Annotated in this window: 16 protein-coding genes, 2 tRNA genes and 3 rRNA genes; 5 read left to right on the top strand and 16 right to left on the bottom strand. The window is 35.4% G+C overall.

The genetic code is table 11. The features are described from left to right. Positions 1 to 237: 237 nt before the first annotated feature. Entirely contained in the window at positions 238 to 2,454 is a 2,217-nt protein-coding gene (locus NNL09_RS22515; RefSeq protein WP_196911395.1) for an ATP-binding protein, read from the top strand. A 47-nt stretch (positions 2,455 to 2,501) separates the two neighbouring features. Here NNL09_RS22515 and rrf read toward each other — a convergent pair. The 6 genes from rrf to NNL09_RS22545 form a co-directional block, all read right to left on the bottom strand. Continuing rightward, a 5S ribosomal RNA gene (rrf, locus tag NNL09_RS22520) occupies positions 2,502 to 2,609 on the bottom strand. Between the two features lie 182 nt (positions 2,610 to 2,791). Beyond that, positions 2,792 to 5,609: ribosomal RNA gene (locus tag NNL09_RS22525) — 23S ribosomal RNA — on the bottom strand. Between the two features lie 230 nt (positions 5,610 to 5,839). Next, positions 5,840 to 5,913, bottom strand: a tRNA-Ala gene (locus NNL09_RS22530). 208 nt (positions 5,914 to 6,121) lie between these two features. Next, a tRNA-Ile gene (locus tag NNL09_RS22535) sits at positions 6,122 to 6,195 on the bottom strand. Positions 6,196 to 6,361: 166 nt separating this feature from the next. Further along, positions 6,362 to 7,884 (bottom strand): 16S ribosomal RNA (locus NNL09_RS22540). Together the 16S, 23S and 5S rRNA genes with 2 tRNA genes alongside form the textbook arrangement of a ribosomal RNA operon. Before the next feature lie 865 nt (positions 7,885 to 8,749). After that, complete coding sequence (locus NNL09_RS22545; protein WP_196911874.1) at positions 8,750 to 9,466, bottom strand: DUF4294 domain-containing protein; 717 nt, start codon at positions 9,464 to 9,466, stop codon at positions 8,750 to 8,752. Positions 9,467 to 9,575: 109 nt separating this feature from the next. Between NNL09_RS22545 and NNL09_RS22550 the strand changes: the two genes are divergently transcribed. Beyond that, complete coding sequence (locus NNL09_RS22550; protein ID WP_025668063.1) at positions 9,576 to 10,667, top strand: M42 family metallopeptidase; 1,092 nt, start codon at positions 9,576 to 9,578, stop codon at positions 10,665 to 10,667. Between the two features lie 66 nt (positions 10,668 to 10,733). Here NNL09_RS22550 and acs read toward each other — a convergent pair whose 3' ends face one another. The 7 genes from acs to NNL09_RS22585 form a co-directional block, all read right to left on the bottom strand. Continuing rightward, a complete protein-coding gene (gene acs, locus NNL09_RS22555; RefSeq protein ID WP_196911875.1) occupies positions 10,734 to 12,686 on the bottom strand; it encodes an acetate--CoA ligase in 1,953 nt (650 codons plus the stop codon). A gap of 146 nt (positions 12,687 to 12,832) precedes the next feature. Further along, complete coding sequence (locus tag NNL09_RS22560; protein ID WP_025668065.1) at positions 12,833 to 13,201, bottom strand: response regulator transcription factor; 369 nt, start codon at positions 13,199 to 13,201, stop codon at positions 12,833 to 12,835. A 23-nt stretch (positions 13,202 to 13,224) separates the two neighbouring features. Next, complete coding sequence (locus NNL09_RS22565) at positions 13,225 to 15,918, bottom strand: ATP-binding protein (RefSeq protein ID WP_196911876.1); 2,694 nt, start codon at positions 15,916 to 15,918, stop codon at positions 13,225 to 13,227. A 319-nt stretch (positions 15,919 to 16,237) separates the two neighbouring features. Then, the gene (locus NNL09_RS22570) at positions 16,238 to 18,025 is read right to left on the bottom strand and encodes a sodium:solute symporter family protein (protein ID WP_196911877.1); all 1,788 of its coding nucleotides are present in this window, start codon (positions 18,023 to 18,025) and stop codon (positions 16,238 to 16,240) included. A gap of 91 nt (positions 18,026 to 18,116) precedes the next feature. After that, positions 18,117 to 18,380, bottom strand: coding sequence for a DUF4212 domain-containing protein (locus NNL09_RS22575; RefSeq protein ID WP_025668068.1), 264 nt, complete (start codon positions 18,378 to 18,380; stop codon positions 18,117 to 18,119). A 12-nt stretch (positions 18,381 to 18,392) separates the two neighbouring features. Beyond that, positions 18,393 to 19,625, bottom strand: coding sequence for a hypothetical protein (locus tag NNL09_RS22580; RefSeq protein ID WP_196911878.1), 1,233 nt, complete (start codon positions 19,623 to 19,625; stop codon positions 18,393 to 18,395). A gap of 123 nt (positions 19,626 to 19,748) precedes the next feature. Beyond that, entirely contained in the window at positions 19,749 to 20,168 is a 420-nt protein-coding gene (locus tag NNL09_RS22585) for a helix-turn-helix domain-containing protein (RefSeq protein WP_196911879.1), read from the bottom strand. Between the two features lie 150 nt (positions 20,169 to 20,318). Between NNL09_RS22585 and NNL09_RS22590 the strand changes: the two genes are divergently transcribed. From NNL09_RS22590 to NNL09_RS22600, 3 genes are all read left to right on the top strand, one after another. Further along, on the top strand, positions 20,319 to 20,870 hold the full coding sequence (locus NNL09_RS22590; protein WP_196911880.1) for an NUDIX domain-containing protein: 552 nt from the start codon (positions 20,319 to 20,321) through the stop codon (positions 20,868 to 20,870). Positions 20,871 to 20,967: 97 nt separating this feature from the next. Continuing rightward, positions 20,968 to 21,420, top strand: coding sequence for a Dps family protein (locus NNL09_RS22595; protein WP_196911881.1), 453 nt, complete (start codon positions 20,968 to 20,970; stop codon positions 21,418 to 21,420). Beyond that, complete coding sequence (locus NNL09_RS22600; RefSeq protein ID WP_196918874.1) at positions 21,374 to 22,276, top strand: hypothetical protein; 903 nt, start codon at positions 21,374 to 21,376, stop codon at positions 22,274 to 22,276. Before NNL09_RS22595 ends, NNL09_RS22600 begins: the two co-directional genes overlap by 47 nt. Positions 22,277 to 22,431: 155 nt before the next feature. Here NNL09_RS22600 and NNL09_RS22605 read toward each other — a convergent pair whose 3' ends face one another. Genes NNL09_RS22605 through NNL09_RS22615 form a run of 3 tightly spaced genes read right to left on the bottom strand, consistent with a single transcriptional unit; the run spans position 22,432 to position 26,982 of the window. Next, entirely contained in the window at positions 22,432 to 24,615 is a 2,184-nt protein-coding gene (locus tag NNL09_RS22605) for a S8 family serine peptidase (RefSeq protein WP_196911882.1), read from the bottom strand. Between the two features lie 48 nt (positions 24,616 to 24,663). After that, entirely contained in the window at positions 24,664 to 25,572 is a 909-nt protein-coding gene (locus NNL09_RS22610) for a tail fiber protein (RefSeq protein ID WP_025667906.1), read from the bottom strand. A 21-nt stretch (positions 25,573 to 25,593) separates the two neighbouring features. Then, a complete protein-coding gene (locus tag NNL09_RS22615; protein ID WP_196911883.1) occupies positions 25,594 to 26,982 on the bottom strand; it encodes a hypothetical protein in 1,389 nt (462 codons plus the stop codon). Positions 26,983 to 26,993 lie beyond the last annotated feature (11 nt).

Below are 26,993 nucleotides of genomic sequence, written 5' to 3' on the forward strand. Positions count from 1 at the left end.
AATGGGTTGATTTAAAGGCAATCTCATTTCATCAAAAAATTGATATAAATACTGTTCAACTACAATAGTAGTTATCCTAAATATATAATTAGATAGTTGTATCAAAAAGTAAGTTTAAGACTACAATAATAAACGAAAATAAAGCTAAAATATTATTTTAATCATGATTTTATGCATTTAAACTGATTATTTAGTATTTTTTTAATATATTTAGATACCCCAAAATCTATGCTGAACATGAAGATTGTCAAAATTAAGAAGCATTACATATGTTTACTATGTATAAGTTTGCTTTATTCTGTTGTATACACCCAACAATATGAAGAAATGTCTTTTTCGGAATTAGAAAATGCAATTATCCATACCGAAGACCATTTAAATTCAACAATAAGAAGAGCCAATGGTATAATGATTATTGAAACGATAATTGATATTTCAGAAAAATTTAATCCTAAACAAGAATATTATTTAAAAGGATATTCCTACAATTTGCTTGGAAAAATTCACTTTTCGACTAAAGATTATAAAGAAGCACTTAAAAACTACAAAATTGCAGAATTATTTGTAAAAGAACTTGAAGGGTTTCAGGAACTATCTATAGATATAAATAACAATATTGCCCTAGTATATATAAATGGATTTAACAAACCTAAAAAGGCTCTTAAGAGGATAAAACATATCTATGAAAAATCTGATGATTTAAATGAAAATTCGCAACATATTTTAGCGTTAAACCTGGCGAATATTTATATAAAAACAAAGAATTACAATAAAGCATATCATCTATTAGAAAAATGTAAAAAATACTTTATTGATCAACAACAACAGCCATCAAAATTAGCCACTACCTATACTAGCTACGGCGAATATTATTATCGTAAAAAAAAATATAGTACCGCTATAAAATATTATGAGTTAGCTGCTACCATTGCAGAAAAAAATCAGTTGTTTAGACAGGCAATGACCATTTACAAAAAATATGAAGATTTATTGGTTAAAATTGGAAAAGAAGATAAGGCATATTTAATTCTAAAAAAATATACAAAGCATCATCAAACTGCACTCGAAATAGAAAAATTAGAAGCCGAACAATATAAAAAACAGCTAATTGTAAGCGAAGAAAAAAACACTATAGAAACTCAAAAAGCACAACAATCGAAGACCATATCTATTTTTACGGTCTCTTTACTTCTTTTATGTTTAATACTCTTTTGCTTCTTTATTTATAACCACAGAAAAACAAAAATCCTCGGAAAATCCCTTGCTTTGCGAAATAAACAACTTAAAATTTCTAAAGAAAAATCTGACCATCTAGCGGCTGTAAAAACAAAATTTATATCTACTGTTAGTCATGAACTCAGAACTCCATTATATGGAGTTGTAGGGTTATCATCAATCTTAATGGAACGTATTGAAGATGAGGAGAATCATAAGTTTATAAAATTAATGAAGTTTTCTGCAGATCATTTATTAAACCTTATTAATGATGTACTTCAGGTTTCTAAAATGGAATCTTATGAAATACGTCTTGACAAATCTACTTATGATATTAAAAATCTAGCCGATGATATTAAAAACTCATTCGAATATCAAGCAGATAAAAACGGAAATACTTTGCATCTTAATTTCGACCCTAATATCCCCAATTTGCTTATTGGAGATTCGGTGAGGTTATCTCAGATTTTTATTAACCTTATCAGTAATGCTAATAAATTTACTAAAAAAGGAAACATTTGGTTAAATTTTATAAACCCAATTATTACTGATAATATGGTTGAAATTACTTTTGAAATAAAAGATGACGGAAGAGGAATTCCTTTAGACAAACAAGAAATAATATTTGATAAATTTTCTCAGGCTAATTCTAAAGATCATACTACAGGTACTGGTCTCGGGTTACATATAGTTAAGAACTTAGTTGATCTTCATGGAGGAGACATTAAACTAAAAAGTACTCCAGGGGAAGGTTCTACATTTTATTTTACTATCTCTTTTGAAATTGATACCGTGAGTGAAGTAAATAACACATCAAATAACACCAAAAATTGTATTTCATTACTAAACACTAAAGAGTATAACATTCTAATTGTCGAGGATAATAAAATAAATCAAATAGTTACCCAAAACATTCTTAAAACAAAGGGATATTATTCTGAAATTGCTGATGATGGATTGATAGCGATCGAAATGGTGAAGGAAAAAAAGTATGATCTTATATTAATGGATTTAAACATGCCAAATATGGGCGGGATGGAATCTACTAAAATAATTAGAGAATTTAATTCTGATGTGCCTATTATAGCGTTGACTGCCTCGGATACTCAGGATACTATAAAAGCAATACTTAATTCAGATTCTGGTTTCAGTGATTTTATGAGAAAGCCATACAAAAGTGAAGAGTTTTTCAGGAAAATTGAATTGAATATTTCTACTACAATTTCAAAGGCATCATAGATTTATTACATAAAAAAACCCTTCATTAAATAATGAAGGGTTTTCAAAGAAGGCGGTGACCTACTCTCCCACGATTGTAGTACCATTGGCGCTAACGGGCTTAACTTCTCTGTTCGGAATGGTAAGAGGTGAGCCCCGATGCTATAACCACCTTAAATCTTGATTAGTACCTGAGTAATCAGTAAGGAATATTCAGAGATTATATCTCTATATACACTATACTAATATCTCACTACTAACATAATATTGTTGACATATTGATTTAATACACGATAAAAGAACACTAAATATAGCTTGCAAAGCAATTCTCCACTCCGATAGTTGCCTATCGGAGTGTGCGCATAAGCCTATGGGTTATTAGTACTACTCGGCTATGACATTACTGCCTTTACACCTATAGCCTATCAACGTGGTAGTCTCCCACGACCCTTTAAAGAAATCTCATCTTGTGGTGGGTTTCGCGCTTATATGCTTTCAGCGCTTATCCCTTCCGAACGTAGCTACTCTGCAATGCTCCTGGCGGAACAACAGATACACCAGCGGTTCGTCCAACTCGGTCCTCTCGTACTAAAGTCAGATCCACTCAAATTTCTAACGCCCACTGTAGATAGAGACCGAACTGTCTCACGACGTTCTGAACCCAGCTCGCGTGCCACTTTAATGGGCGAACAGCCCAACCCTTGGGACCTTCTCCAGCCCCAGGATGTGACGAGCCGACATCGAGGTGCCAAACCCCCCCGTCGATGTGAGCTCTTGGGGGAGATCAGCCTGTTATCCCCGGAGTACCTTTTATCCTTTGAGCGATGGCCCTTCCATGCGGAACCACCGGATCACTATGCTCTACTTTCGTACCTGATCGAGCTGTATCTCTCTCAGTCAAGCTTGCTTATGCCATTGCACTCTACGCACGATTACCAACCGTACTGAGCAAACCTTTAGAAGCCTCCGTTACTCTTTTGGAGGCGACCACCCCAGTCAAACTACCCACCAAGCACTGTCCGTCGCTAGACGTTAGGCTTCGAATAAGCAAAGGGTGGTATTTCAACAATGACTCACACACGCCTGGCGACGCATGATCAAAGTCTCCCACCTATCCTACACATTACTTATCCAAAGTCAATACTAAGCTATAGTAAAGGTTCACGGGGTCTTTTCGTCCCACAGCGGGTAACCGGCATCTTCACCGATACTACAATTTCACCGAGCTCATGGCTGAGACAGTGTCCAGATCGTTGCACCATTCGTGCAGGTCGGAACTTACCCGACAAGGAATTTCGCTACCTTAGGACCGTTATAGTTACGGCCGCCGTTTACCGGGGCTTCAATTCAATGCTTCGATAAATCTAACATCTCCTCTTAACCTTCCGGCACCGGGCAGGTGTCAGGCCATATACATCATATTTCTATTTAGCATAGCCCTGTGTTTTTGATAAACAGTCGCCTGGACCTTTTAACTGCGGCCTCGCCGAAGCGAGGCGACCCTTCTCCCGAAGTTACGGGTCGATTTTGCCTAGTTCCTTAGCCATGAATCTCTCGAGCACCTTAGAATTCTCATCCCAACTACCTGTGTCGGTTTACGGTACGGGCTGCTTCACTCGGTTTTCTTGGAAGTCGATCCGCTAGATTATCACCTCGGCCGTAGCCTTAGTGTACTATCGCCGTGTTACCACTGGCTTCAACGCACATTTCCGTCAGTGCGCACTAACTTCTCGCCTCCGTCACTTTTAGTGTGAGCAGGTACAGGAATATTAACCTGTTGTCCATCCACTACCCCTTTCGGGTTCGCGTTAGGCCCCGACTAACCCTCAGCTGATTAGCATAGCTGAGGAAACCTTAGTCTTTCGGTGTGCGGGTTTCTCGCCCGCATTATCGTTACTTATGCCTACATTTTCTTTTGTAGATACTCCAGCATACCTCACAGTACACCTTCAACGTCACTACAATGCTCCCCTACCGATATTTCTATCCCATAGCTTCGGTAATATGCTTATGCCCGATTATTATCCATGCCGAACCGCTCGACTAGTGAGCTGTTACGCACTCTTTAAATGAATGGCTGCTTCCAAGCCAACATCCTAGCTGTCTAAGCAGTTCAACCGCGTTTTTTCAACTTAGCATATATTTTGGGACCTTAGCTGATGGTCTGGGTTCTTTCCCTCTCGGACATGGACCTTAGCACCCATGCCCTCACTGCTGGTAAACATTTTATAGCATTCGGAGTTTGTCAGGAATTGGTAGGCGGTGAAGCCCCCGCATCCAATCAGTAGCTCTACCTCTATAAAACTATACCAACGCTGCACCTAAATGCATTTCGGGGAGTACGAGCTATTTCCGAGTTTGATTGGCCTTTCACCCCTACCCTCAGGTCATCCCAAGACTTTTCAACGTCAACGGGTTCGGTCCTCCACTTTGGGTTAACAAAGCTTCAACCTGCCCAAGGGTAGATCACACGGTTTCGCGTCTACTACTACTAACTATAGCGCCCTATTCAGACTCGCTTTCGCTACGGATCCGATGCTGAACATCTTAACCTTGCTAGTAAAAGTAACTCGTAGGCTCATTATGCAAAAGGCACGCCGTCACCAATAATGGCTCCGACCGCTTGTAAGCGTATGGTTTCAGGATCTTTTTCACTCCCTTATTCAGGGTTCTTTTCACCTTTCCCTCACGGTACTGGTTCACTATCGGTCTCTCAGGAGTATTTAGCCTTAACGGATGGTCCCGCCAAATTCATACAGGGTTACACGTGCCCCGCACTACTCAGGATACTACTAAATCAATGTGCTTTACTTATACCAGGCTATCACTGTCTATGGCTCCTCTTTCCAAAGGATTCTAATTCATTACAAATCTTATATTGTAGTCCTACAACCCCTGCATTGCCGTAACAATACAGGTTTGGGCTAATCCGCGTTCGCTCGCCACTACTAACGGAATCACTTTTGTTTTCTTCTCCTCCGGGTACTTAGATGTTTCAGTTCTCCGGGTTCGCCCCTATTGCTAGGTGACATATCTTCAATATGCCGGGTTGCCCCATTCGGATATCTGCGGATCAATCAGTATGTGCCTGTCCCCGCAGCTTTTCGCAGCTTATCACGTCCTTCTTCGCCTCTGAGAGCCTAGGCATTCCCCATACGCCCTTAATTAGCTTATGCGTCTTGCTTTAACTTGCTCTTTTAGTTTTTGTCGATACCAATAAAGTAACTAAATCAGTATCAACCTCTTTTATTTTCATTAATTGTAAACAATTAATGCTCGTATTTTTAAATCAATATGTCAATGAACGTTTTTCTTAATAACAATATAAAATTAACAACTATAAAGACTATTTCATCTCATGAATCCTGTGCTTTATAATCTATCAATACTTATACCTAAAGAATCGTGGAGAATATCGGAGTCGAACCGATGACCTCCTGCGTGCAAGGCAGGCGCTCTAGCCAGCTGAGCTAATCCCCCAGTATTTGAAATCCTAAATGTCGAATCCAGAATCTCGAATGATGAAGTAATGAATTCTCAACTTCTAAAATTTCCTTTCAATATTTTTTTATGAACTTTTTTTTAATCCGTAATTCGTAATTCAAAAATCCAGAATTAAAAACCGTAGTCTCAGGCAGACTCCCTTCGATAAACTCAGGATAAACTTCTCGTCTGTCTTTCTACTTTGTAGTCTCAGGCAGACTCGAACTGCCGACCTCTACATTATCAGTGTAGCGCTCTAACCAGCTGAGCTATGAGACTTCTTCATAGTTGTGTGTTGGTGGTTAATTGTTGATCGTTGAAACAATCAACTAACAACCAAAAACTAACAACTAAATAATTAATTAACAGCATAAAGACTAAAAACAACTAAGATACATTCCATCGTATCATTTCTGCTTCTCTATATAAAATAGAAAATCTCTAGAAAGGAGGTGTTCCAGCCGCACCTTCCGGTACGGCTACCTTGTTACGACTTAGCCCCAGTTACCAGTTTTACCCTAGGCCGCTCCTAAACGGTGACGGACTTCAGGTACTCCCAGCTTCCATGGCTTGACGGGCGGTGTGTACAAGGCCCGGGAACGTATTCACCGGATCATGGCTGATATCCGATTACTAGCGATTCCAGCTTCACGGAGTCGAGTTGCAGACTCCGATCCGAACTGTGACCGGCTTTATAGATTCGCTCCTATTCACATAGTGGCTGCTCTCTGTACCGGCCATTGTAGCACGTGTGTGGCCCAGGACGTAAGGGCCGTGATGATTTGACGTCATCCCCACCTTCCTCGCGGTTTGCACCGGCAGTCTTGCTAGAGTTCCCGACATGACTCGCTGGCAACTAACAACAGGGGTTGCGCTCGTTATAGGACTTAACCTGACACCTCACGGCACGAGCTGACGACAACCATGCAGCACCTTGTAAATTGTCCGAAGAAAAGTCTATCTCTAAACCTGTCAATCTACATTTAAGCCCTGGTAAGGTTCCTCGCGTATCATCGAATTAAACCACATGCTCCACCGCTTGTGCGGGCCCCCGTCAATTCCTTTGAGTTTCATTCTTGCGAACGTACTCCCCAGGTGGGTTACTTATCACTTTCGCTTAGCCACTCAGACCGAAGTCCAAACAGCTAGTAACCATCGTTTACGGCGTGGACTACCAGGGTATCTAATCCTGTTCGCTACCCACGCTTTCGTCCCTTAGCGTCAATTAATTGTTAGTGATCTGCCTTCGCAATCGGTATTCTGTGTAATATCTATGCATTTCACCGCTACACTACACATTCTAACCACTTCACAATAATTCAAGTCTTGCAGTATCAATGGCAATTTTCCGGTTGAGCCGAAAACTTTCACCACTGACTTACTAAACCGCCTACGGACCCTTTAAACCCAATGATTCCGGATAACGCTTGGATCCTCCGTATTACCGCGGCTGCTGGCACGGAGTTAGCCGATCCTTATTCGTAGAGTACCGTCAGCATTTCACACGTGAAATGGTTTCTTCCTCTATAAAAGTAGTTTACAACCCATAGGGCAGTCTTCCTACACGCGGCATGGCTGGATCAGAGTTGCCTCCATTGTCCAATATTCCTCACTGCTGCCTCCCGTAGGAGTCTGGTCCGTGTCTCAGTACCAGTGTGGGGGATCTCCCTCTCAGGACCCCTATCTATCGTAGCCTTGGTATGCCGTTACCATACCAACTAGCTAATAGAACGCATAGCCATCTTATAGCGATAAATCTTTAATCCTTAGTGAAGGCTCACTTAGGATACTATAAGGTATTAATCCAAATTTCTCTGGGCTATCCCTTACTATAAGGTAGGTACTATACGCGTTACGCACCCGTGCGCCGGTCGTCATCAGTTGCAAGCAACTATGTTACCCCTCGACTTGCATGTGTTAAGCCTGCCGCTAGCGTTCATCCTGAGCCAGGATCAAACTCTTCATCGTTTGTCTTTAAATATTATTTAAAACAATACAACGGAATTATAATCGTATCTCAATATGTCTCTAGTCTTTATTCTAAATGTAATAAACTATACTAATAGTTTAATACGCGCTGTCAATCAATATGTCTATGAACTTATTTTAATCAATAAAGCAATCTTCATCGCTATTAATTATAGATCGTAATTCAAGGAATCGAACCCCAAAAATGCTATCAAAACATCCTAAACCATTACTACGTATTTTTTATGAACTTGTGCTGTCTCGCTAAGCGGGTGCAAATATATAACCCCTTTTGTTACTAGCAAAACTTTTTTTGAATTATTTTTAAAAAAAAAGCAACCCTACTAAAATCTCAAATCCAATCTCAATGAACTAACAAAACATTATCCCGTTTTGCGGGCGCAAACATACAACCCTTTTTTATTCTGACAAGACTTTTTAATAAAGTTTTTAAAACTTTTTCTTAACTATAAAATCAAAAAAACAACTCTCAATGAACTCACAAAACATTATCCCGTTTTGCGGGTGCAAACATATAACCATTTATTAAAACAACAACACCTTTTGGTATAATTTTTTACAAAAAATAAGGAATATGCTGATTTTAAAAAAGATAGAAAGCGAAGATAAGAAATTTAATCAAAATAGAAATAGATTTTTGATACTTTTTCTATGTTTAAATACCTAAATGTGGTTATAAAATATATTGTTTTGTATTAGGGATGGAAGTGGCATCCTTTTGTTGGTCCTAAACAACTTAAAAAACTACAGTTTTTAATCCTACATCTATAAAGAAAATAAACTACTATACAACAAAAGATACAACGTACAGCCCGGCCCCTTTTTCCCGGGGAAATACCCGAAATTAATTTTTAGAAGAAGTTGTTTTTGATATATCAGACCATTTATTTCTTAAATCATAAAAACTAAAATCTAAAGCTGTTTTTTGTTCTTTTAAAATACTTGATTGAAAACTTCGCTGTAATATATCCTCTATCCAATAATCTTCTTCTACATTTATAGGATCGTATTTCTCTTTTAAAGAAATATTAAAAAGTTTGGCTGTATTATTATACCAAAAAGCTCTCCACCCACTTCTATATTCTTTTACTAACTCGAACATTGTTTTACCTGTTTGTCGATAAATCAATTTAACCAAGATCTGTCCTTCAGTACGAGTAAGTTTTTTTAATTCTTTGGTAAACTCTTCTTCCATGTACTTCTGCAACATTTTTATGTATCGCTTCTTTTTTCTCTTGGAGTCAATATTTTCTAATCGTTCATTAAGAGATATTAGTCTATCTGCAGCTAACTTTGCATAGGGATACACTTTTCTAGTCTTACGTCGTAGAATAAGATATTTTCTTCTTGCCAGTTTATCTTTAAAATTTAACCTCCCTAAAATAATTACTTCATCAAGGTCAATAGCCTCATGAGGAATTGTATCTCCTTCGATAATATAGTATTGCACATAACCTGTAGTATCTACCTTAGAGGTGTCCAAAAGTTTTTGATCTTTCTTTTGGGCATTACTCAAAGAAGTTAGCATTACCAAGATAATATATACCGAATGTTTTATCATAATAGATTATGAGACTTTCTAAAATTGTTCCAAAATTAATAATTAACCAATTGTAAACTGTAAAATGAATGTGAATATTGTTATTTTCGCAATAAAATGAAATAATACTATGGCAAAAAAGAGTATTCTAAATAAAAAATCCCTGACTTTTCTTGAAAAATATCTAAACAATCCTGCTCCGACAGGATACGAATGGGAAGGGCAAAAAATCTGGATGAACTACTTAAAACCTTATGTAGATGAATTTATAACAGATACTTATGGAACGGCTGTTGGTGTAATTAACCCAAAAGCAAAATATAAAGTTGTAATCGAGGGACATGCTGATGAGATTTCGTGGTATGTAAACTATATTACAGATAATGGGTTAATTTATGTGATTAGAAATGGAGGAAGTGACCACCAGATCGCAACTTCGAAACGGGTTAATATCCATACCAAAAAAGGTATTGTAAAAGGTGTTTTCGGGTGGCCTGCTATACACACTAGAAAAGGCTCAAAAGAGCAAGCTCCAACCCTTGAAAATATATGTATTGATGTAGGATGTAATACTAAAGAAGAAGTATTAAAACTTGGAGTTCATGTTGGTTGTGTGATTACTTATCCTGACGAATTTTTTATTCTGAATAAAAATAAGTTTGTTTGTCGTGCGCTTGACAACCGAATGGGAGGTTTTATGATTGCAGAAGTAGCTCGTTTACTAAAAGAAAACAAAAAGAAATTACCATTTGGTTTATATATCACTAATTCTGTACAGGAAGAAATTGGTTTAAGAGGTGCCGAGATGATCACGCATACAATTAAACCCAATGTAGCTATTGTGACCGATGTTTGTCATGATACCACTACTCCAATGATAGAAAAAAAGACACAAGGAGAAACCAAAATTGGTGATGGCCCTGTAATTTCTTACGCTCCTGCGGTTCAAAATAGGTTGAGAGAATTATTGATCGATACTGCAGAAAAGAAAAAGATTCCTTTTCAGCGTATGGCATCTAGCAGAATGACAGGAACAGATACTGATGCATTTGCATACAGCAATGGTGGTGTTGCCTCTGCTTTAATTTCTTTACCGTTGCGTTATATGCACACTACTGTGGAAATGGTACACAGAAAAGATGTAGAAAATGTTATAGAATTGATTTATGAAAGTTTACTTTCTATAAAATCAGGAGAGTCTTTTAGTTATTTTGAAAAGTAATTAATCATAACTACATATATATTAAAAAGCCCTTGTAGATACAAGGGCTTTTTAATATATACTCTTTTATACCACATTATCCATTATCTCCTGAACTACATCTGGATTTAATAGCGTAGACGTATCTCCCAGGTTAGAAGTATCTTTAGATGCTATTTTTCGCAAAATCCTTCTCATAATCTTACCACTTCTTGTTTTTGGCAATCCACTTACAAACTGAACTTTATCTGGTTTTGCAATTGGCCCAATAGTATTAGACACTTGTTCTCTAATTTCATTTATCAATCCTTCATCTGCTACTTGATCATTATACAGAGTAACATATGCATACAGAGCGGTTCCTTTTACATCATGAGGAAAACCAACAATTGCAGATTCTGCAACCGACAGATGTTCATTGATCGCATTTTCTATAGGTGCAGTTCCCAAATTATGTCCAGAAACAATAACCACATCATCTACTCTACCTGTAATTCTATAATTGCCTGTTGCATCTCTATATGCTCCATCACCAGTAAAATACATATTTTCATATGTAGAAAAATACACATCTTTATATCGCTGATGATCTCCATAAATTGTTCTTGCTATAGATGGCCAAGGAAATTTTATTGCTAATCTTCCTTCTGAGCTTTTCGATTTAAATTCTATTTCTTTTCCCTCAGCATCCATCAAAACGGGTTGAATACCTGGCAAGGGTAATGTAGCAAATGTTGGTCGTGTTGGTGTAATCCCTGCTAATGGTGAAATCATCACTCCTCCTGTTTCTGTTTGCCACCAAGTATCTACTATAGGTGAATTTCCTTTTCCGATATTATCATTGTACCAGTGCCATGCTTCTTCATTTATTGGTTCCCCTACAGATCCAAGAACCTTAATAGAAGAAAGATTATGTTTATCTACCAATTCTAGTGGTTGCTTCGCTAGTGCTCTAATTGCAGTTGGTGCTGTGTAAAAATGGGTTACATTAAGTTTATCACAAATTTCCCAGAAACGACCATAATCGGGATAACTTGGTACTCCTTCAAACATTACAGTTGTTGCTCCAGCAGCCAATGGCCCATAAATTATATACGAATGTCCGGTAATCCAACCAATATCTGCTGTACACCAATAAACATCATCTTGTTTTTTGGCATGTATATCTTGTCCCGTAGGGGCAAAATGATCACATTGAAATACATTGGCAAAAGTATAGGTAGTATACACCATATACCCTCCAATGGTATGTACCATTCCTTTTGGTTTACCAGTAGAACCAGATGTATATAATATAAACAACATATCTTCTGCATCCATCACTTCTGCCGGGCATTCTTTTTCTACTTTTTGCAATTCATCAAACCAAAACTTATCTCTACCTTCTTGCATTGGTGTTGGCTCTACCGTTCTTCTGTATACAATAACCGTTTCTATAGAAGGTGTAGTTTTTAAAGCCTCATCACACATCTCTTTCAGTTTTACAGGCTTTGCTCCTCTATACACTTCGTTTGCAGTGATCAACATTTTACATTCTGAATCATTAATACGACTCGCTATAGCGGTACTCGAAAATCCTGCAAATACAATAGAATGTATTGCCCCAATTCGTGCACAGGCCAGCATAGCTATTGCTAATTCTGGGATCATAGGCATATATAAACAAACGCGATCACCTTTTTTAATTCCATTATTTTTTAAAACATTAGCAAAATGACAAACTTTTACATGAAGTTGTTTGTAAGTAATATGACGGGATTCTTCTGTTGGATCATTCGGCTCCCAAATAATGGCTGTTTTATTGCCAAATTTCTCTAAATGCCTATCCAGGCAGTTTTCTGTAATATTTAATTTACCTCCTTCAAACCATTTTACTTCGGGTTTTGTAAAATCCCACTCTAATGTTTTATCCCATCGTTTATGCCAATAAAACTTTTCTGCTATGGCATCCCAAAATTTTTCAGGATTATTAATACTCTCCTGATATGCTTCTTTATATTCAGCAAAAGAACTAAGCTGAAGTGTGTCTTTTATTTCCATGATCTGTGATTTTCTAATTTTGGTCTATTAAATTCTTTTAAAACATGTCATCGTCAAAAAATTATCGACAAGTAACTATTATTAAGGTGCAAACAACTTAAAAATAGCTGCATCTTGTTTTAAAGACTAAGATTCATTCGATTATTTTAAGCAATAAGTTCATTGATCTCTGCCATGATCTTTTTTATTGAAAATGGTTTTGTTAAATACCTATCTACTCCCATTGTTAATCCTTTTTGAATATCTGAAGCCTTATTTTTTGCAGTCAAAAATATCACCTTAATATTCTTTGTTTCAGCATTTGACCTTATATATTTTAAGGTTTGATACCCATCTACGTTTGGCATCATAATATCCAACAGCACTACATCGGGAATCTGTGATTTTAATATTTCGATAGCTTCGCCCCCATCCCGAGCAATAAAAACCTCAAAATCATTCTTCTTGAATGTATACTCTAAAGACATTACAATATTTGGTTCGTCATCAACAATTAATATCTTCTTCTTATTCAAAATTTATTTATGTTTATTATTTACTACTTGTGCTTATCAGGAATTTCAATAATAAATCTAGCTCCTGTTTTGCAATTTTTATCGGCCCATATTTTTCCATTATGTCCTTCTATAATCTGCTTACTTATAGCTAAACCAAAACCACTACCTGCTGGTTTTTTTACGTTTTGATTTTTGGACTGGTAAAATTTATCAAAAATATGTTTCATATCTTCGATAAGAATGCCTTTTCCGTTATCTTCTATACTAATACGAATATAATCTTTCCTTTTTTTTGATACTATTTTAATAACTCCATTTTTTTCATCAACAAATTTAATTGCATTAGAAAGCACATTAGTAAATACCTGAAGAATTCTGTCTTCATCATATCTGGCAACTAAAATTTCTGAAGGTTTTGAATTCTTAATTTTTATATTCTTTTTTTCTGCAATTGCACGTACACCTAATATTGCTTTTTCTATGGTTAGATATAAATCATTTTCTTTTTTATCTAGAATTTCTCTGCCAGATCCTAATTTTTCTAAATCCAGTATATCATGAATTAACTTAGTAAGACGTTCTGAATCATAAACAATGTTATCTAAAAATTGCATTTTTAGCTCATCGGGCATATCCTGACTATCCAACAACACTTCTGATGCTGCTCTAATTGATGTAATAGGTGTTTTTAATTCGTGCGCTACTGTATCCAGAAACTCATCTTTTAACTTATCATGAAGTGTTAATTCTTCATTAACCTCTTTTAATTCATCTGTAAGCTGAGTTAATTCATCTGATTTTTGTTTTAAAAATTTATTTGTAGAAATCGTCTTTTTATTTTCTTCTAAAATCTCTAATACTTCTACCAGGGTAACAGGTTGTTCTTTGACTACACTGGATATTAAAATTCTAGAAGAAGCACTACCAATACTACCAGTCAATAGTTTTTCTGAAAAATTAATTAGTCTTGCATCTGCGGCTTCAGCATTTTTAGGAAGATCGTATTTAAGATAAAATAAATCCAAAGCACGCTCTGTACGTTCTTCTCCCAAAAATCGATTCAATACTTTTCTGATATCTGAAACATAGGCTTCTCCTTTCCATACAAATGCATTTTCCTGCAAAGAATTATAATTGCTATCCACAAACATTTCTCCGTAATTACGTTCTCTATAATTTCCTTTAAAAGAAAGGGAAACCGAAAGATATACAATAACGTTAGAAAACATACTCCAAAAAAATGCATGCGTTACTGGGTTAAGGATATCTATACCAAACAATGCATAAGGTCTTAAAAGTTCGATTTCAAAAGGACCGTATACGATAAAATTCATATTACCAAATATTGTATCTAGTACAAAAGGTAAAACAAGAGTGTACCCTGTGACTAATGCTCCAGTAATGATTCCCATTTTTGCAGCTATAGAAGACCCTCTATTCCAAAATAATCCTATAAAAAATGAAGGTCCGAGTTGCGCAATGACAACAAAAGATAATTGTCCAATCGAGAATAATGACAATTCTATATTAAAATTGATATAGAAAAAATATGCTCCTAATATCAAACATAAAATAGCTATCCTTCTAATATTCTTAATATAATTGGCATTACGCTCAGGACGACTTTTACTAAATTTATCTAGAAATCCATATGGAATAATTAAGTTATTACTAAGCATAGTTGATAACGCCAATGTAGAAACAACTACCATAGAAATCACTGCCGAAAAACCTCCTAAAAACACTAGAGTTGCTAAAAACACATCTCCGTTTTGTAGAGGAAGTAATAATGAATAATAATCTGGGTTTGCGATATCTCCTAATCGTAATTTTCCGCCCCAGGCGATAAAAACAACAAATACATTAAACAACAGTAAGTATAGAGGAAACATCCAAATTGCATTTTTAAGGTCTTTTTTGGTCGTATTCTCTATCACAGAAACGTGAAATTGCCTTGGTAAAAGAAAAATTGCTAAAAAAGACAAGGCAATCATAAAATACCAATTGATACCAGACTCCAAGCTATCGAAGGTAGTTAATGATTCGAAGTCTTCTATAACCGATATTTGATTGTAAATATCTGTGGTTCCATCAAAAAGAAAATACGTAACATACCCTCCTACTCCTAAAAAGAAAATAAGTTTGATTACAGATTCTACCGCTACCGAAAAGACTATTCCTTGTCTGCGTCGCGTAGCATCTGTCGTTCTTGTACCAAAAAATGCTGCAAATACTGCTAACAAAACCGCTATATAAAATGTTGAGTCCTCAAAAATTGTTCCCGAAGAATTAACGGGATCATTAGAAATGATCTCAAAAGTCTCAGAAACTGCTTTAAGTTGTAATGAAATATAAGGTAATACCCCCAAGACACATATTATAGTCACCAAGGCTCCTAAAAATCTATCATTACCATACCTAAGAGATATAAAATCTGCAATACTTGAAACTTTATGTTGTTTTGAAATTTTGATTATTTTTTTCAAGACTACAATCCAAACTGGAAAAGCTATTACAGGCCCCAAATAGGTAGTGAGAAAACTAACTCCAGAGGTTGCTGCAATCCCAACACTACCATAATAAGTCCATGCAGAACAATATACCGCAAGTGATAATGTATAGACATAAGGATTATTTACCCAGGATCTTTTTGCTTTTTTTTCGGCCCAGAAAGCAATTCCGAACAAAAGCAGCAGGTATCCTACAATTATGAATATTAATACATAGCTATTCATAAAACTTTTTCAAAATTATAAAAGAGATCAAAATTGAAATTGCCCAAATCAGAAATACAAAAAAGTACAGTATAGGGAACCCAAAAATACTTCCGAAATGGTTAAACATAAATATCAACGGAACATTAAACAGAAAAAGCAATGCAATAGAGAGTACTACCAGTTTTTGTTGATGACGTTTTTTCATGAGAATACTTCTATTGGTTGTTTATAGTTTTTGAGTTTATACACTTTAATTTTTATCGTTTTTTTAGGCAGATTATATTTCTTTTAAACCTCACAGATCTTAACAAATCTGTGAGGTTTAATTCCTTTACATCTAATGTGTTGCTTCTCCGGCTCCACTAGGGATTCTTATATTTTCTACAATCTCTTGCACTTCTTTTGGTGGTGCCGAAGTAAACTTGGAAATCACTAATGATATCACAAAATTAATTACCATAGCAACGGCTCCAAATCCTTCTGGAGAAATCCCAAACCACCATTCGCTTGATGGAGGTAGTGCTTCGTCGAACCATCCCAATTTGTATTTTACCATATATAGCAGCATACATAAGATACCTACTACCATTCCTGCAATAGCTCCTTCTTTATTCATTCTTTTATAGAATATCCCTAACACAATGGCTGGAAAGAAAGAAGCTGCTGCAAGACCAAAGGCCAGAGCAACAACAGCTGCAACAAAACCTGGTGGGTTGATTCCAAAATACCCTGCAACACATACGGCAGCTACTGCAGAAAGACGTGCTGCAATTAATTCTCCTTTTTCTGAGATATCTGGTTTGATCATTTTCTTGATAAGATCATGAGATACAGAAGATGAAATCACTAATAACAATCCAGCTGCTGTAGATAAAGCAGCTGCCAATCCTCCTGCAGCCACCAAAGCAATTACCCAATTAGGGAGATTTGCTATTTCGGGATTTGCCAATACCATAATATCACGATCTACAAAAAGTTCGTTCTTGGTTGCAGCATTTACATTTGTAATTTTACGCTCTCCATGTTCTCCTCTATTTTTTCCGTCAAAAACCGGTTTGTTTTTATTTCCTTCAACTGCATGACCATTGGCATACTGTACTTGTCCATCCCCATTTTTATCTGCCCAACCTAATAAACCTGTATCTTCCCAGTTTTTAAACCATAAAGGAAGTTCTTCGTATTGTTTATTCTGTACAGATTCAATAAGATTTGTTTTCGCAAAAACTGCTACGGCCGGGGCGGTTGTATACAATATAGCGATTAACAAAAGGGCATATCCTGCAGACTTACGAGCATCTCTAACTCGCTTTACAGTAAAGAAGCGAACAATAACATGCGGTAATCCTGCAGTACCGACCATCAATGCCAAAGTTATAGCGAATACATCTAATATTGATTTAGACCCATTTGTATATTCTGAAAATCCTAATTCTGTACTCAAACCATCTAACTTATCCAGAAGATATGTTCCTGAGCCATCTGCAATGGTATCACCAAATCCTAACTGAGGTATTGGATTTCCTGTCATCTGAATTGATATAAATATAGCAGGTACCATGAATGCGAAGATAAGCACACAATATTGTGCAACTTGCGTATATGTAATTCCTTTCATCCCTCCTAATACCGCATAAAAGAGAACGATAATCATCCCAATAATAACTCCGGTATTAATATCTACTTCCAGAAATCTGGAAAATACAATGCCGACTCCTCTCATTTGACCTGCCACATAGGTAAAAGATACGAGAAGCGCACAGAATACCGCTACTGATCTTGCGGTTTTTGAGTAATATCGATCCCCGATAAAATCAGGAACTGTAAATTTTCCGAATTTCCTAAGGTAAGGAGCCAGCAGTAATGCTAACAACACATATCCTCCTGTCCACCCCATTAGGTATACAGCGCCATCATAACCAGAAAAGGCTATAATACCAGCCATAGAAATAAATGAAGCAGCACTCATCCAGTCTGCAGCTGTAGCCATCCCGTTGGCTAAAGGAGATACGCCACCCCCGGCCACATAAAATTCTTTTGTAGAACTTGCTCTCGACCAAATCGCAATTCCTATATATAAAGCGAAGGTTAACCCTACCAGAATATAAGTCCACATTTGAACACTCATAATATATTTTTTTAGTTGTTTATAATCTTAGAAATTGTGTGAATTAAAGTAGGATCTTGTCCTAACCAAATTCATGTAATTTTCTATCTTCTCATTCTTTGTCATAACCATATTTCTTATCCAATTTGTTCATTAACCGAACATAGACAAAGATTAGAATCACAAACACGTAGATAGAACCTTGTTGTGCAAACCAGAATCCTAAAGGAAAACCTCCCATATGAAATTGGTTTAACGCATCTTTAAAAAGTATTCCTGCACCGTATGACACAGCAAACCATATTGCGAGTAAAATGAATAAGTATTTAACATTTTCTTTCCAGTAGGCACTGGCTTTTTGTTGTTTTTCTGACATAGTTATTAAGTTTTAGAGATAGATCATTGCTTGTAAGGTAACAAAACTTTGCGCATCATTATCACCATATTTTATGTTTAGATATTCTAAGGTTAACTTAGAGTTATGACCACTAAAATACGCATTAGCCCCAACACCAAATGTTGTTGCATTATCATCAATAGCATCTATAGATCGCAAATTAAAAGATGTATACGGCTGAAATTTGATTTTTTTATTAGCATTAGGTATTACATACCCTACATGTCCATATACCATAGACCCTGTTTCATAGGTTTGTCCTAAAGTATAATTCTGTCCATAATCATTATTTTGATATGTTGCATAAGCTGTAATCGCTGAACCATTACTTCCTAAAGGAGCATCGTAAAATGCATCAACTGCAAATATTGCTACATCTTCTCCTTCGAGAGTGCCATTTGTATTTGCGATTACACTTCCATCGGGATGGTAAAAGAATCCTGCACCAACATTAAATACTTTTTTACTTCCCAAATACGACCCGACTTTATAAGGCAAGAAATTGGATTCCTGATCTAAAAAATTATAATCAAAATATCCTGCAAAATTCTTCCCAGCATCCTTAGATCCTAATAATCGTCTGCCTGCATATACTGCTGAACCATTAGCAATAGGGTCTGTGCCTTCCTGAAGGTTGTTGGTTATCGATTCATTAACAGATACACGATATTGCAATTTGCCAAATGCTCCCTTGGCATAAATCCCAATATGACGGGCAAATTGATCTGATAACCCAATATGTGCCCAAGATTGTCGATTATTATCTAGGGTCATAATATTAAGTGTACTTTGATTGTTAAGACGAGAAATCCCGTTCCAATAATGTAATCCTCCACCGATTGCATGATTTGCTCCAAGGCTGTATTGTCCCCAGACCCCATGAAAAAAAAGTTGCGAACTATCACCTTTACCCACAGGGCTTAGATTATTAGCATTTAAACTATTTAATCCAAAATGAGTAAGAATCAAAAAGTCCTTATTGATTTGAGAATACATTAGAATACGTGCTCTACGGATACTGAAATCTATATTACTATCATCATCGGGAACATCATCTGTATATCTTGCCCAAAACTGTGCCCAGGAAATAATCCTAAAGTATTTTGAACCAGATTCATTTAGCTTTACTTTAAGACCACCTGTATAGTCTGGAGATCCTTGAGAAAAGACGGAGTGCGAAATCAAAAAGCTACTTAAAAAAAGTAGTAATATGAGTTTTTTCATAATTTAAGAATTTGATTTGTAGAAAATGATTAGTACTACTTGCGTAGTTTTGTGCACTTGCTAAAATTCTAAAAATTATGTCGGGTGATAAAAATTAGTATAGTTATTTGCTAATTAATATAGTTATTCTTTAAAACGTTCCCATTTTATAAGCATAAACTTATCTCCAAGTTCTGTTACAATAACCCCTGCTCCCTGGATATTCTCTGGAGATTGAAAATAATTAGCTAATTCTAAGGAATTTAAAATCTTATATGTAGGGTGGTATTGAGAATTATATGGTCGCTTGATATTGTATTTTTTTACCCAGTTGATAACACTCACATGAGATATCCCCAAGATACGTTCGATTTCACGATATGTTAATCCTTCGAGATAAAGCTGTAGTGCTTTGTTAACATAATAGTCATCTATTTTTTTACCCAGCTTATTGACTGTAAAATAATAACTGCAGTCTTTACATCGATATCGCTGTCTTTGGTTGATTACTCCACTTTTTATATACTCAGGTGAACCGCAATTCGGACAAGCTTTAATCTTCATATATATTATTTTTGCATAAATATATCATTTTAGCAATAAAAATATAACAAGTATTTAATATTAATTATAGATAAAATTAACTTTCACAAGGTATTTATTAAAAATATATCTTTAATTTCCCTTCAGCAATGCAAAATTCAAAAAACAAATATGGCAGATGAGTTTATAGATATACTTCATAAAACGGGAGAGTTTACCGGAGAAGTACGATTAAAATCAGAAGCTCATCAATTAGGGTTATACCATGCTAGTGTTCATATTTGGTTCTTTACAGCCCAGGGAGAAATCTTACTACAAAAACGGGCCGATAATAAAGATACATATCCTGGTTTATGGGATGTTTCTGTCGCTGGACATATCGGTACCGGAGAAACGCCAGAGGATTCTGCTATTCGAGAAGTTAAAGAAGAAATTGGTTTGTCTGTTTCTAAAAATGATCTAATGTTTATTGGAACGTATTTAGCAGAAAAAATGCCCGGACCTGATCTTTATGACAACGAATTTCATCATATTTATCTTTCGCGCCTTGAGGTATCTATTGAAACTCTGACCCTACAGGAAGAAGAAGTTTCAGATCTTACTCTTATAGATATTAATGAATTAAAGAACATCCTTAAAGTCCCAATTAAGGCTACTGATTATGTTCCTCACGATGCTGCATATTATGATTTTATTCTTAAGAAAATCACAAATCAATTATAGTAATATGCCTATTACAACTAACTATTGTAACTTGATACTTTACTACTTATATTATAATAATTTTGTATTGAAATTAAAAAATCAATAGATAAAAACTATGAGTAATTCAAACCTAAAAACCATAGAAGCTTTAAATAGATTATTAGCAGATTATCATATGCATTATCAAAAACTCAGAAATTTTCATTGGAATATCACTGGGCCCCATTTTTTTGAACTTCACGTAAAGTTTGAAGAATTTTATGAAGATGCTAAACTGAAAATCGATGAAATTGCTGAAAGAATTCTAACACTTAGGGGTAAACCTGTTAGCAATTTTAGCTCTTATCTAAATCTTTCTAATATTAAAGAAGCAGATACAACACTTGCGGATCACGAAATGGTAGCTACTATTCTTGAAGATCATAGCGCACTTTTGAATCAATTAAAAATAGTAACTACTGCTGCCGAAGATGCCAAAGATGACGGAACCCTGGATATTACAGGTACGTATATCGGAGAGATTGAGAAAACAAGTTGGATGCTTAATGCCTGGAATCATAGAAGCTAAAATAGTAAAACTCTCTTATCTTATCCTTTTGATGACTGCTACTGTTAGTTGTCAAAAGGATAAGAATACAGATTTAATAAAAGTTAATACTTTACCCAAAATTCTTCACGAAATATCAGGTATCACCATGTTATCTGATCACAATTTGTATGCTATAAATGATTCTGGTAATAGCAATACATTGTTTTGTCTAAATCAAAAAGGAAAAATAGTACGTGAGATCAAAATCTCCGAAACCAAAAATATAGATTGGGAAGATCTTGCATATGACAAAGAAGACAATATTTACATTGGCGATTTTGGCAATAATGCTAATGACCGAAAAGATTTAGTTATTTATAAAGTTTCAGGAATTCTATCAAATACTATTGTTACCTCAAAAATTGAATTCATTTTTGAAGATCAAAAGAAATTTCCACCTAAGAAAAAAAGATTAAATTTTGATGTTGAAGCTTTTGTACACTTCAAAGGTAACCTCTACTTATTTACTAAAAACAGAGGAAAAAAATCAAAAGGAGTTACTAAGTTATATCGGGTTTCTGCCACGCCAGGAAAACATATGGCCAAACTAATTGGAGTGTATGAAACCTGCAAAAATTATTCTAATTGTCTTATCACCGGAGCCACAATCAATCGATCTGAAGATAAAATTGCCCTTCTCACACATAATAAAGTATTCTTGCTCAGTAATTTTAAGGGCGATAATCTATTTGATGGAAATATTCAAAAAATAGCATTAAAGCATAATTCTCAAAAAGAGGGAATTTGTTTTAAAAACGATTCTATTCTCTTTATAACTGACGAAAAAACAAATCATCATAAAGCTACTTTGTATAAATATCAGTTTGAAAAATAGGTTTTTATATTATTCGTCATTACATATCAAAAACATTTTTTTCTCATAAACCTTTATCTGTCTATAACACCTCCAGAGATGCTACATGATATTTTAAATCAATGTGTAGTATATTAGGAGATGTTATAGACAGATTGAGTTTATTTATTCTTTAATTAATTCTTCACTATATTCTTATATACTGTATCACCATTGGCCAAAGTAATCTTTAACACATATAATCCTGCTGGCAAATGACTCATATTAAGTTGATCTTTGTAAGAAGAGTTACTTTTCAATTTCGATTTCCCTGCATATCTACCCATATAATCATTCAGTTTCCATGAGGCTATTTGCTTTTTACTATTAATAGTTACTATACCTTTAGTTGGATTAGGATGCACTTTAACCATCTCTAATACTTCTAAAGCATTATTTTCTATACTAATATTTTCATAAGTAATAACTTCTTGTTGGCTAGTTGGTTCCTGTTCAACAGCTCCTTTTCCAGAGCATCCTTCTATATATGCTCTAAAGGATGATCCTGATTTAGCACTAAACCCAGTTTTTAGGTGAATCGAAGTTCCTGCATCATATGCCGCAGTTCCTCCACTAAAAATAACATTGGTAGCTGTAATTGTGTTTTTTGCTTCCTGAATATCTGTTTGACCAGAAAGCACATTTTGGTTAATCGTAAGGTTATCCTGGCAACTTTGAGCTAATAATACAGCTTGATGTGCATCTACCAAACCATACCCCATTTGATTATTCCAAGTTCCATTGGGTCGTCCTCCAGTAGTAGAATATGTATATGTCCCTACTTTCTGAGCAGATTGTTCGATAATCGTATTCACCTCACCAAATGTTAAGTTTGGATTAACGCTTAATATTAGTGCTGCTACTCCTGCTACTACCGGGCATGCCGATGAAGTTCCGTTAAAAGTTTGCGTATAATCTGATGTAGAATACCCATTTATCCCCTGCCTATCTGTAGTAGGCATTTTTACTCCGGGAGCTACAATATCTAATTGGGTACCATAACAACTCCCCCATCTATTCTCTCCATCACAAGAACTTGGATTTTTACGCTCTGCACAAGGACTCATTGCCCCTACTACTAATACATCTGGATTACTATTTCCTGGGTATCGAATATTTGTATTATTCTCATTACCTGCAGCAAAAACAATGACACAACCTTTTCCTCCTCTACCATTAGTTAATGTATTTGTTATAGCATTGTCTATAATACTAGAAGGAGCATATCCTCCCCAAGAATTACTAATCACATCTGCTCCATTTTGCCACGCCCAATTAAAACCACTTGCTAATTGAGACGGAGTATCTGACGTTCTAAGATTGATACTGATCGACATTAATTTTGAAGTAGGAGCAACACCCGAAATCCCTAAATTATTATCTTTAACCGCTCCTATAATACCAGCACAAGCAGTTCCGTGATTTCCTCTTACTGTGGCTGGTGTTGTTCCGTTATTTGCATCAAACCCTGTTCCGTGAACATTAGCTTGTAAATCTGGATGATTCATTTCTAACCCATGATCATACACAGCTGTTTTGATACTTGGATCTCCGGTAGTTATGCTCCAAGCTTCCTCCATATTGATATCAATTCCTACCGTTCCTCCATTCTGCCCTGTATTATTTAAAGACCACTGGTTATTGAAGTAAGTATCATTCGAAGTTTCTATATTGTGATACATAAAAGCGGGCTCTGTACTTTCAAACCATCCCGTTTCATAAAAAATGTTGGCAAGTTGTATTGAATTTAATTTGTTTTTGGAAGTTACAGAAAGTGTAAACCAAAGTGGCATGTACTTATCATGACCTAAGATCTCTACATTCATTTCTTTTGCTTTTTTATAAAGAATATCAACGTCATCTTTATTTTTAAGTTTTACATAAAAATTATTTGACAACCCTAATTCTCCTCCACTTTTAGTAATATATGCCGGCGAAGCTTTTAAGATATTAGGTGTACTTTTATACGACTCAATCTCTCTATAGTAATCCATTATAGACATGTTTTTGGTCATAGATATTTCCATATAATAGCTTTTTATAGCTTTCCTATTAGTAGCCTTATCGTCTATTGCAATTACTGTCGCTCTTGCATTATCTTCTATTATCTCTGTTGTTTTAATCAAATTACTATTCAAAGATTTAAAAGAATTAATTGAATTCTCTCCCTCGAATGAGATAGAAATAGTTTTAGTATTTATGGTTAAAAACACTTTTTCTCCTTTATAATAGTAGAAATTATCTAATTGTCTTTGCCCAAAGGCACTAACAGTAAGAAACAACAAAATCAATGGTGTTATTTTATATATTATATTTCTCATGATGTTTATTTGTTATTTAAAAACAGTTGTATATTACTAGAGTATATTTTATTTCTTGGTAGACTTAGATTCTAACAAACTAATACGTTTGTTTTGTTCAATTACATACAAAGTCAATTCCTCTATCTTTTGAAGTAGCTTTATATTCATTTCGGCTAAATGAATACCATTCTTTTCCATCTCTTTAGCCGATGCTATTTCTGGTAAATGTTTGTTTTTCTTTACAAAAGCTTCTACCTCTGCTAAAGAAGGCAACTGATACTCATTTGCAAATACAAAATCAGCCCCTCCTGCTGTAGCCGTTACTTTTATTTCTCGAGAGTGAATATTTCCTTTTACGGTAAGTTTAGAATCTGGATTCTGTGTTCCTATCCCGACATTACCATTTGTTAAAATGGTCATCTTTGAGGCATAATTTGTAATAAGATGTAAATTATGGTTACTTTCTGTACCAACAAAACCTCCTCCACCATACCAAGACTTATGAGAATACATACCTACTCTATGTTTGGAATCAGTAGTTGTTGATAAAATTTTTGAATGTCTTGAACCTGAAACATCCAATACTCTATCCCAACCTTGTCTATTTGAAGGAGTTAGTGTTCCTACCCCTACATTTCCATTGGTTAAAATGCTCATCTTTGGTCCATAACCTGTTATAAAATGTAGATTGTGATTACTTTCTGTACCAACAAAACCTCCTCCTCCATGCCAGGAACTATGAGAATACATACCAGTTCTAAATTCAGTATTAACACTTGTTGCTAAAATTTTGGAATGTTGTGAACCTGCAACATCTAATACTCTATGCCAGCCTTGTGCATTGGAAGGGGTTTGTGTTCCAATCCCTACATTTCCACTATTTGAATAAATAGTATTTTGATTATCATAATTATGTTGGGCATAAATTCCCGAACTAATACCCATTAGAATAAGTATAAAAACTGCTTTTTTCATTTTGTGTAATTTTAAGTTGGTTTATTTTTTTGCTTCAATTAATTTTTCTATTTCTGATAATCTATTAGACAAAGATTTCAATTCTTCAATTTCACTAGCTTGCCGTTTAATTTCTTTTTCCTGTTGTATCGTATACAGTGTTAGCTCTTCGATTTTTTGAAGTAATTTAGCATCCATCGCTCCTAGATAAATCCCATTTTTTGCTACATCTTTAGCATTTGGAATATCTTTTAAATGACCTTTTTCTTTGATGTGGTTTTCTACTTCACTAAGCGTAGGAAGGTTATAATCGGTTTCAAAAACGAAATCTGACCAGCTAGTTGCTTCTACTTTGATTTCTCTTGCTCCTATCGAGCCATCTACTGCAAGCTTATGAGATCCTGTTGTTATTGTCCCTATACCTACTTTACCTACATGATCTATAGTCATAGCTGTTTTAGAACCAGAAACGTATGCGTTGGTTGTTGAAAAATACATTTTTGTCCCATAACTACCATCACTTCTTACATAGATACCTGCCTGAGCAGTTTCTCCATTAGACGAGTCTGATGCTCCAAAAGTGATGGCACTTCCAAAATGGTTACTCGAATTCTCAGGGTCTAAATGAATAGAACCAACCGATAGCCCAGGAATTGATTCACTCCAATTCTTTGAGCCCCCTGCGATCTGAAGTTGGGATTTAGGAACATTTGTACCTATACCTACTTTACCTACATGATCTATAGTCATAGCCGTTTTAGAACCAGAAACGTATGCGTTGGTTGTTGAAAAATACATTTTTGTCCCATAACTACCATCGCTTCGAACATATATACCTGCCTGAGCAGTTTCTCCATTAGACGAGTCTGATGCTCCAAAAGTGATAGCACTTCCAAAATGATTACTCGAATTCTCGGGATCTAAATGGATAGAACCTACTGAAGTTCCCGGAGTAGATTCGTTCCAATTATTTGAACCTCCTGATATTTGAAGTTTCGATTTTGGAGATGTTGTTCCAATACCAACCATACCTCTATGATCTATACTCATGGCGGTTTTTGATCCCGAAACATAGGCATCTGTTGTTGAAAAATACATTTTTGTCCCATAACTACCATCGCTTCGAACATAGATACCTGCCTGAGCAGTTTCTCCATTAGACGAGTCTGATGCTCCAAAAGTGATAGCACTTCCAAAATGATTACTCGAATTCTCAGGATCTAAATGGATAGAACCAACCGATAGTCCCGGAATTGATTCACTCCAATTATTTGAACCTCCTGTAATATGCATTTTTGCTATAGGGTTTGTTGTACTTATACCTACATTACCGGATTTTGAATAAATAGTATTTTGATTATCATAATTATGTTGGGCATAAATTCCCGAACTAATACCCATTAGGATGAGTATGAAAACTGCTTTTTTCATTTTGTGTAATT

Source organism: Aquimarina sp. EL_43 (assembly GCF_943422735.1).
GTDB lineage: Bacteria > Bacteroidota > Bacteroidia > Flavobacteriales > Flavobacteriaceae > Aquimarina > Aquimarina megaterium.

What these genes read in the sequence shown, in the direction of transcription:
- NNL09_RS22515 (WP_196911395.1), top strand. Translation starts at nt 238, where the DNA reads ATGAAGATTGTCAAAATTAAGAAGCATTACATATGTTTACTATGTATA.
- NNL09_RS22545 (WP_196911874.1), bottom strand. Translation starts at nt 9,466, where the DNA reads ATGATAAAACATTCGGTATATATTATCTTGGTAATGCTAACTTCTTTG.
- NNL09_RS22550 (WP_025668063.1), top strand. Translation starts at nt 9,576, where the DNA reads ATGGCAAAAAAGAGTATTCTAAATAAAAAATCCCTGACTTTTCTTGAA.
- acs (WP_196911875.1), bottom strand. Translation starts at nt 12,686, where the DNA reads ATGGAAATAAAAGACACACTTCAGCTTAGTTCTTTTGCTGAATATAAA.
- NNL09_RS22565 (WP_196911876.1), bottom strand. Translation starts at nt 15,918, where the DNA reads ATGAATAGCTATGTATTAATATTCATAATTGTAGGATACCTGCTGCTT.
- NNL09_RS22570 (WP_196911877.1), bottom strand. Translation starts at nt 18,025, where the DNA reads ATGAGTGTTCAAATGTGGACTTATATTCTGGTAGGGTTAACCTTCGCT.
- NNL09_RS22575 (WP_025668068.1), bottom strand. Translation starts at nt 18,380, where the DNA reads ATGTCAGAAAAACAACAAAAAGCCAGTGCCTACTGGAAAGAAAATGTT.
- NNL09_RS22580 (WP_196911878.1), bottom strand. Translation starts at nt 19,625, where the DNA reads ATGAAAAAACTCATATTACTACTTTTTTTAAGTAGCTTTTTGATTTCG.
- NNL09_RS22585 (WP_196911879.1), bottom strand. Translation starts at nt 20,168, where the DNA reads ATGAAGATTAAAGCTTGTCCGAATTGCGGTTCACCTGAGTATATAAAA.
- NNL09_RS22590 (WP_196911880.1), top strand. Translation starts at nt 20,319, where the DNA reads ATGGCAGATGAGTTTATAGATATACTTCATAAAACGGGAGAGTTTACC.
- NNL09_RS22595 (WP_196911881.1), top strand. Translation starts at nt 20,968, where the DNA reads ATGAGTAATTCAAACCTAAAAACCATAGAAGCTTTAAATAGATTATTA.
- NNL09_RS22605 (WP_196911882.1), bottom strand. Translation starts at nt 24,615, where the DNA reads ATGAGAAATATAATATATAAAATAACACCATTGATTTTGTTGTTTCTT.
- NNL09_RS22610 (WP_025667906.1), bottom strand. Translation starts at nt 25,572, where the DNA reads ATGAAAAAAGCAGTTTTTATACTTATTCTAATGGGTATTAGTTCGGGA.
- NNL09_RS22615 (WP_196911883.1), bottom strand. Translation starts at nt 26,982, where the DNA reads ATGAAAAAAGCAGTTTTCATACTCATCCTAATGGGTATTAGTTCGGGA.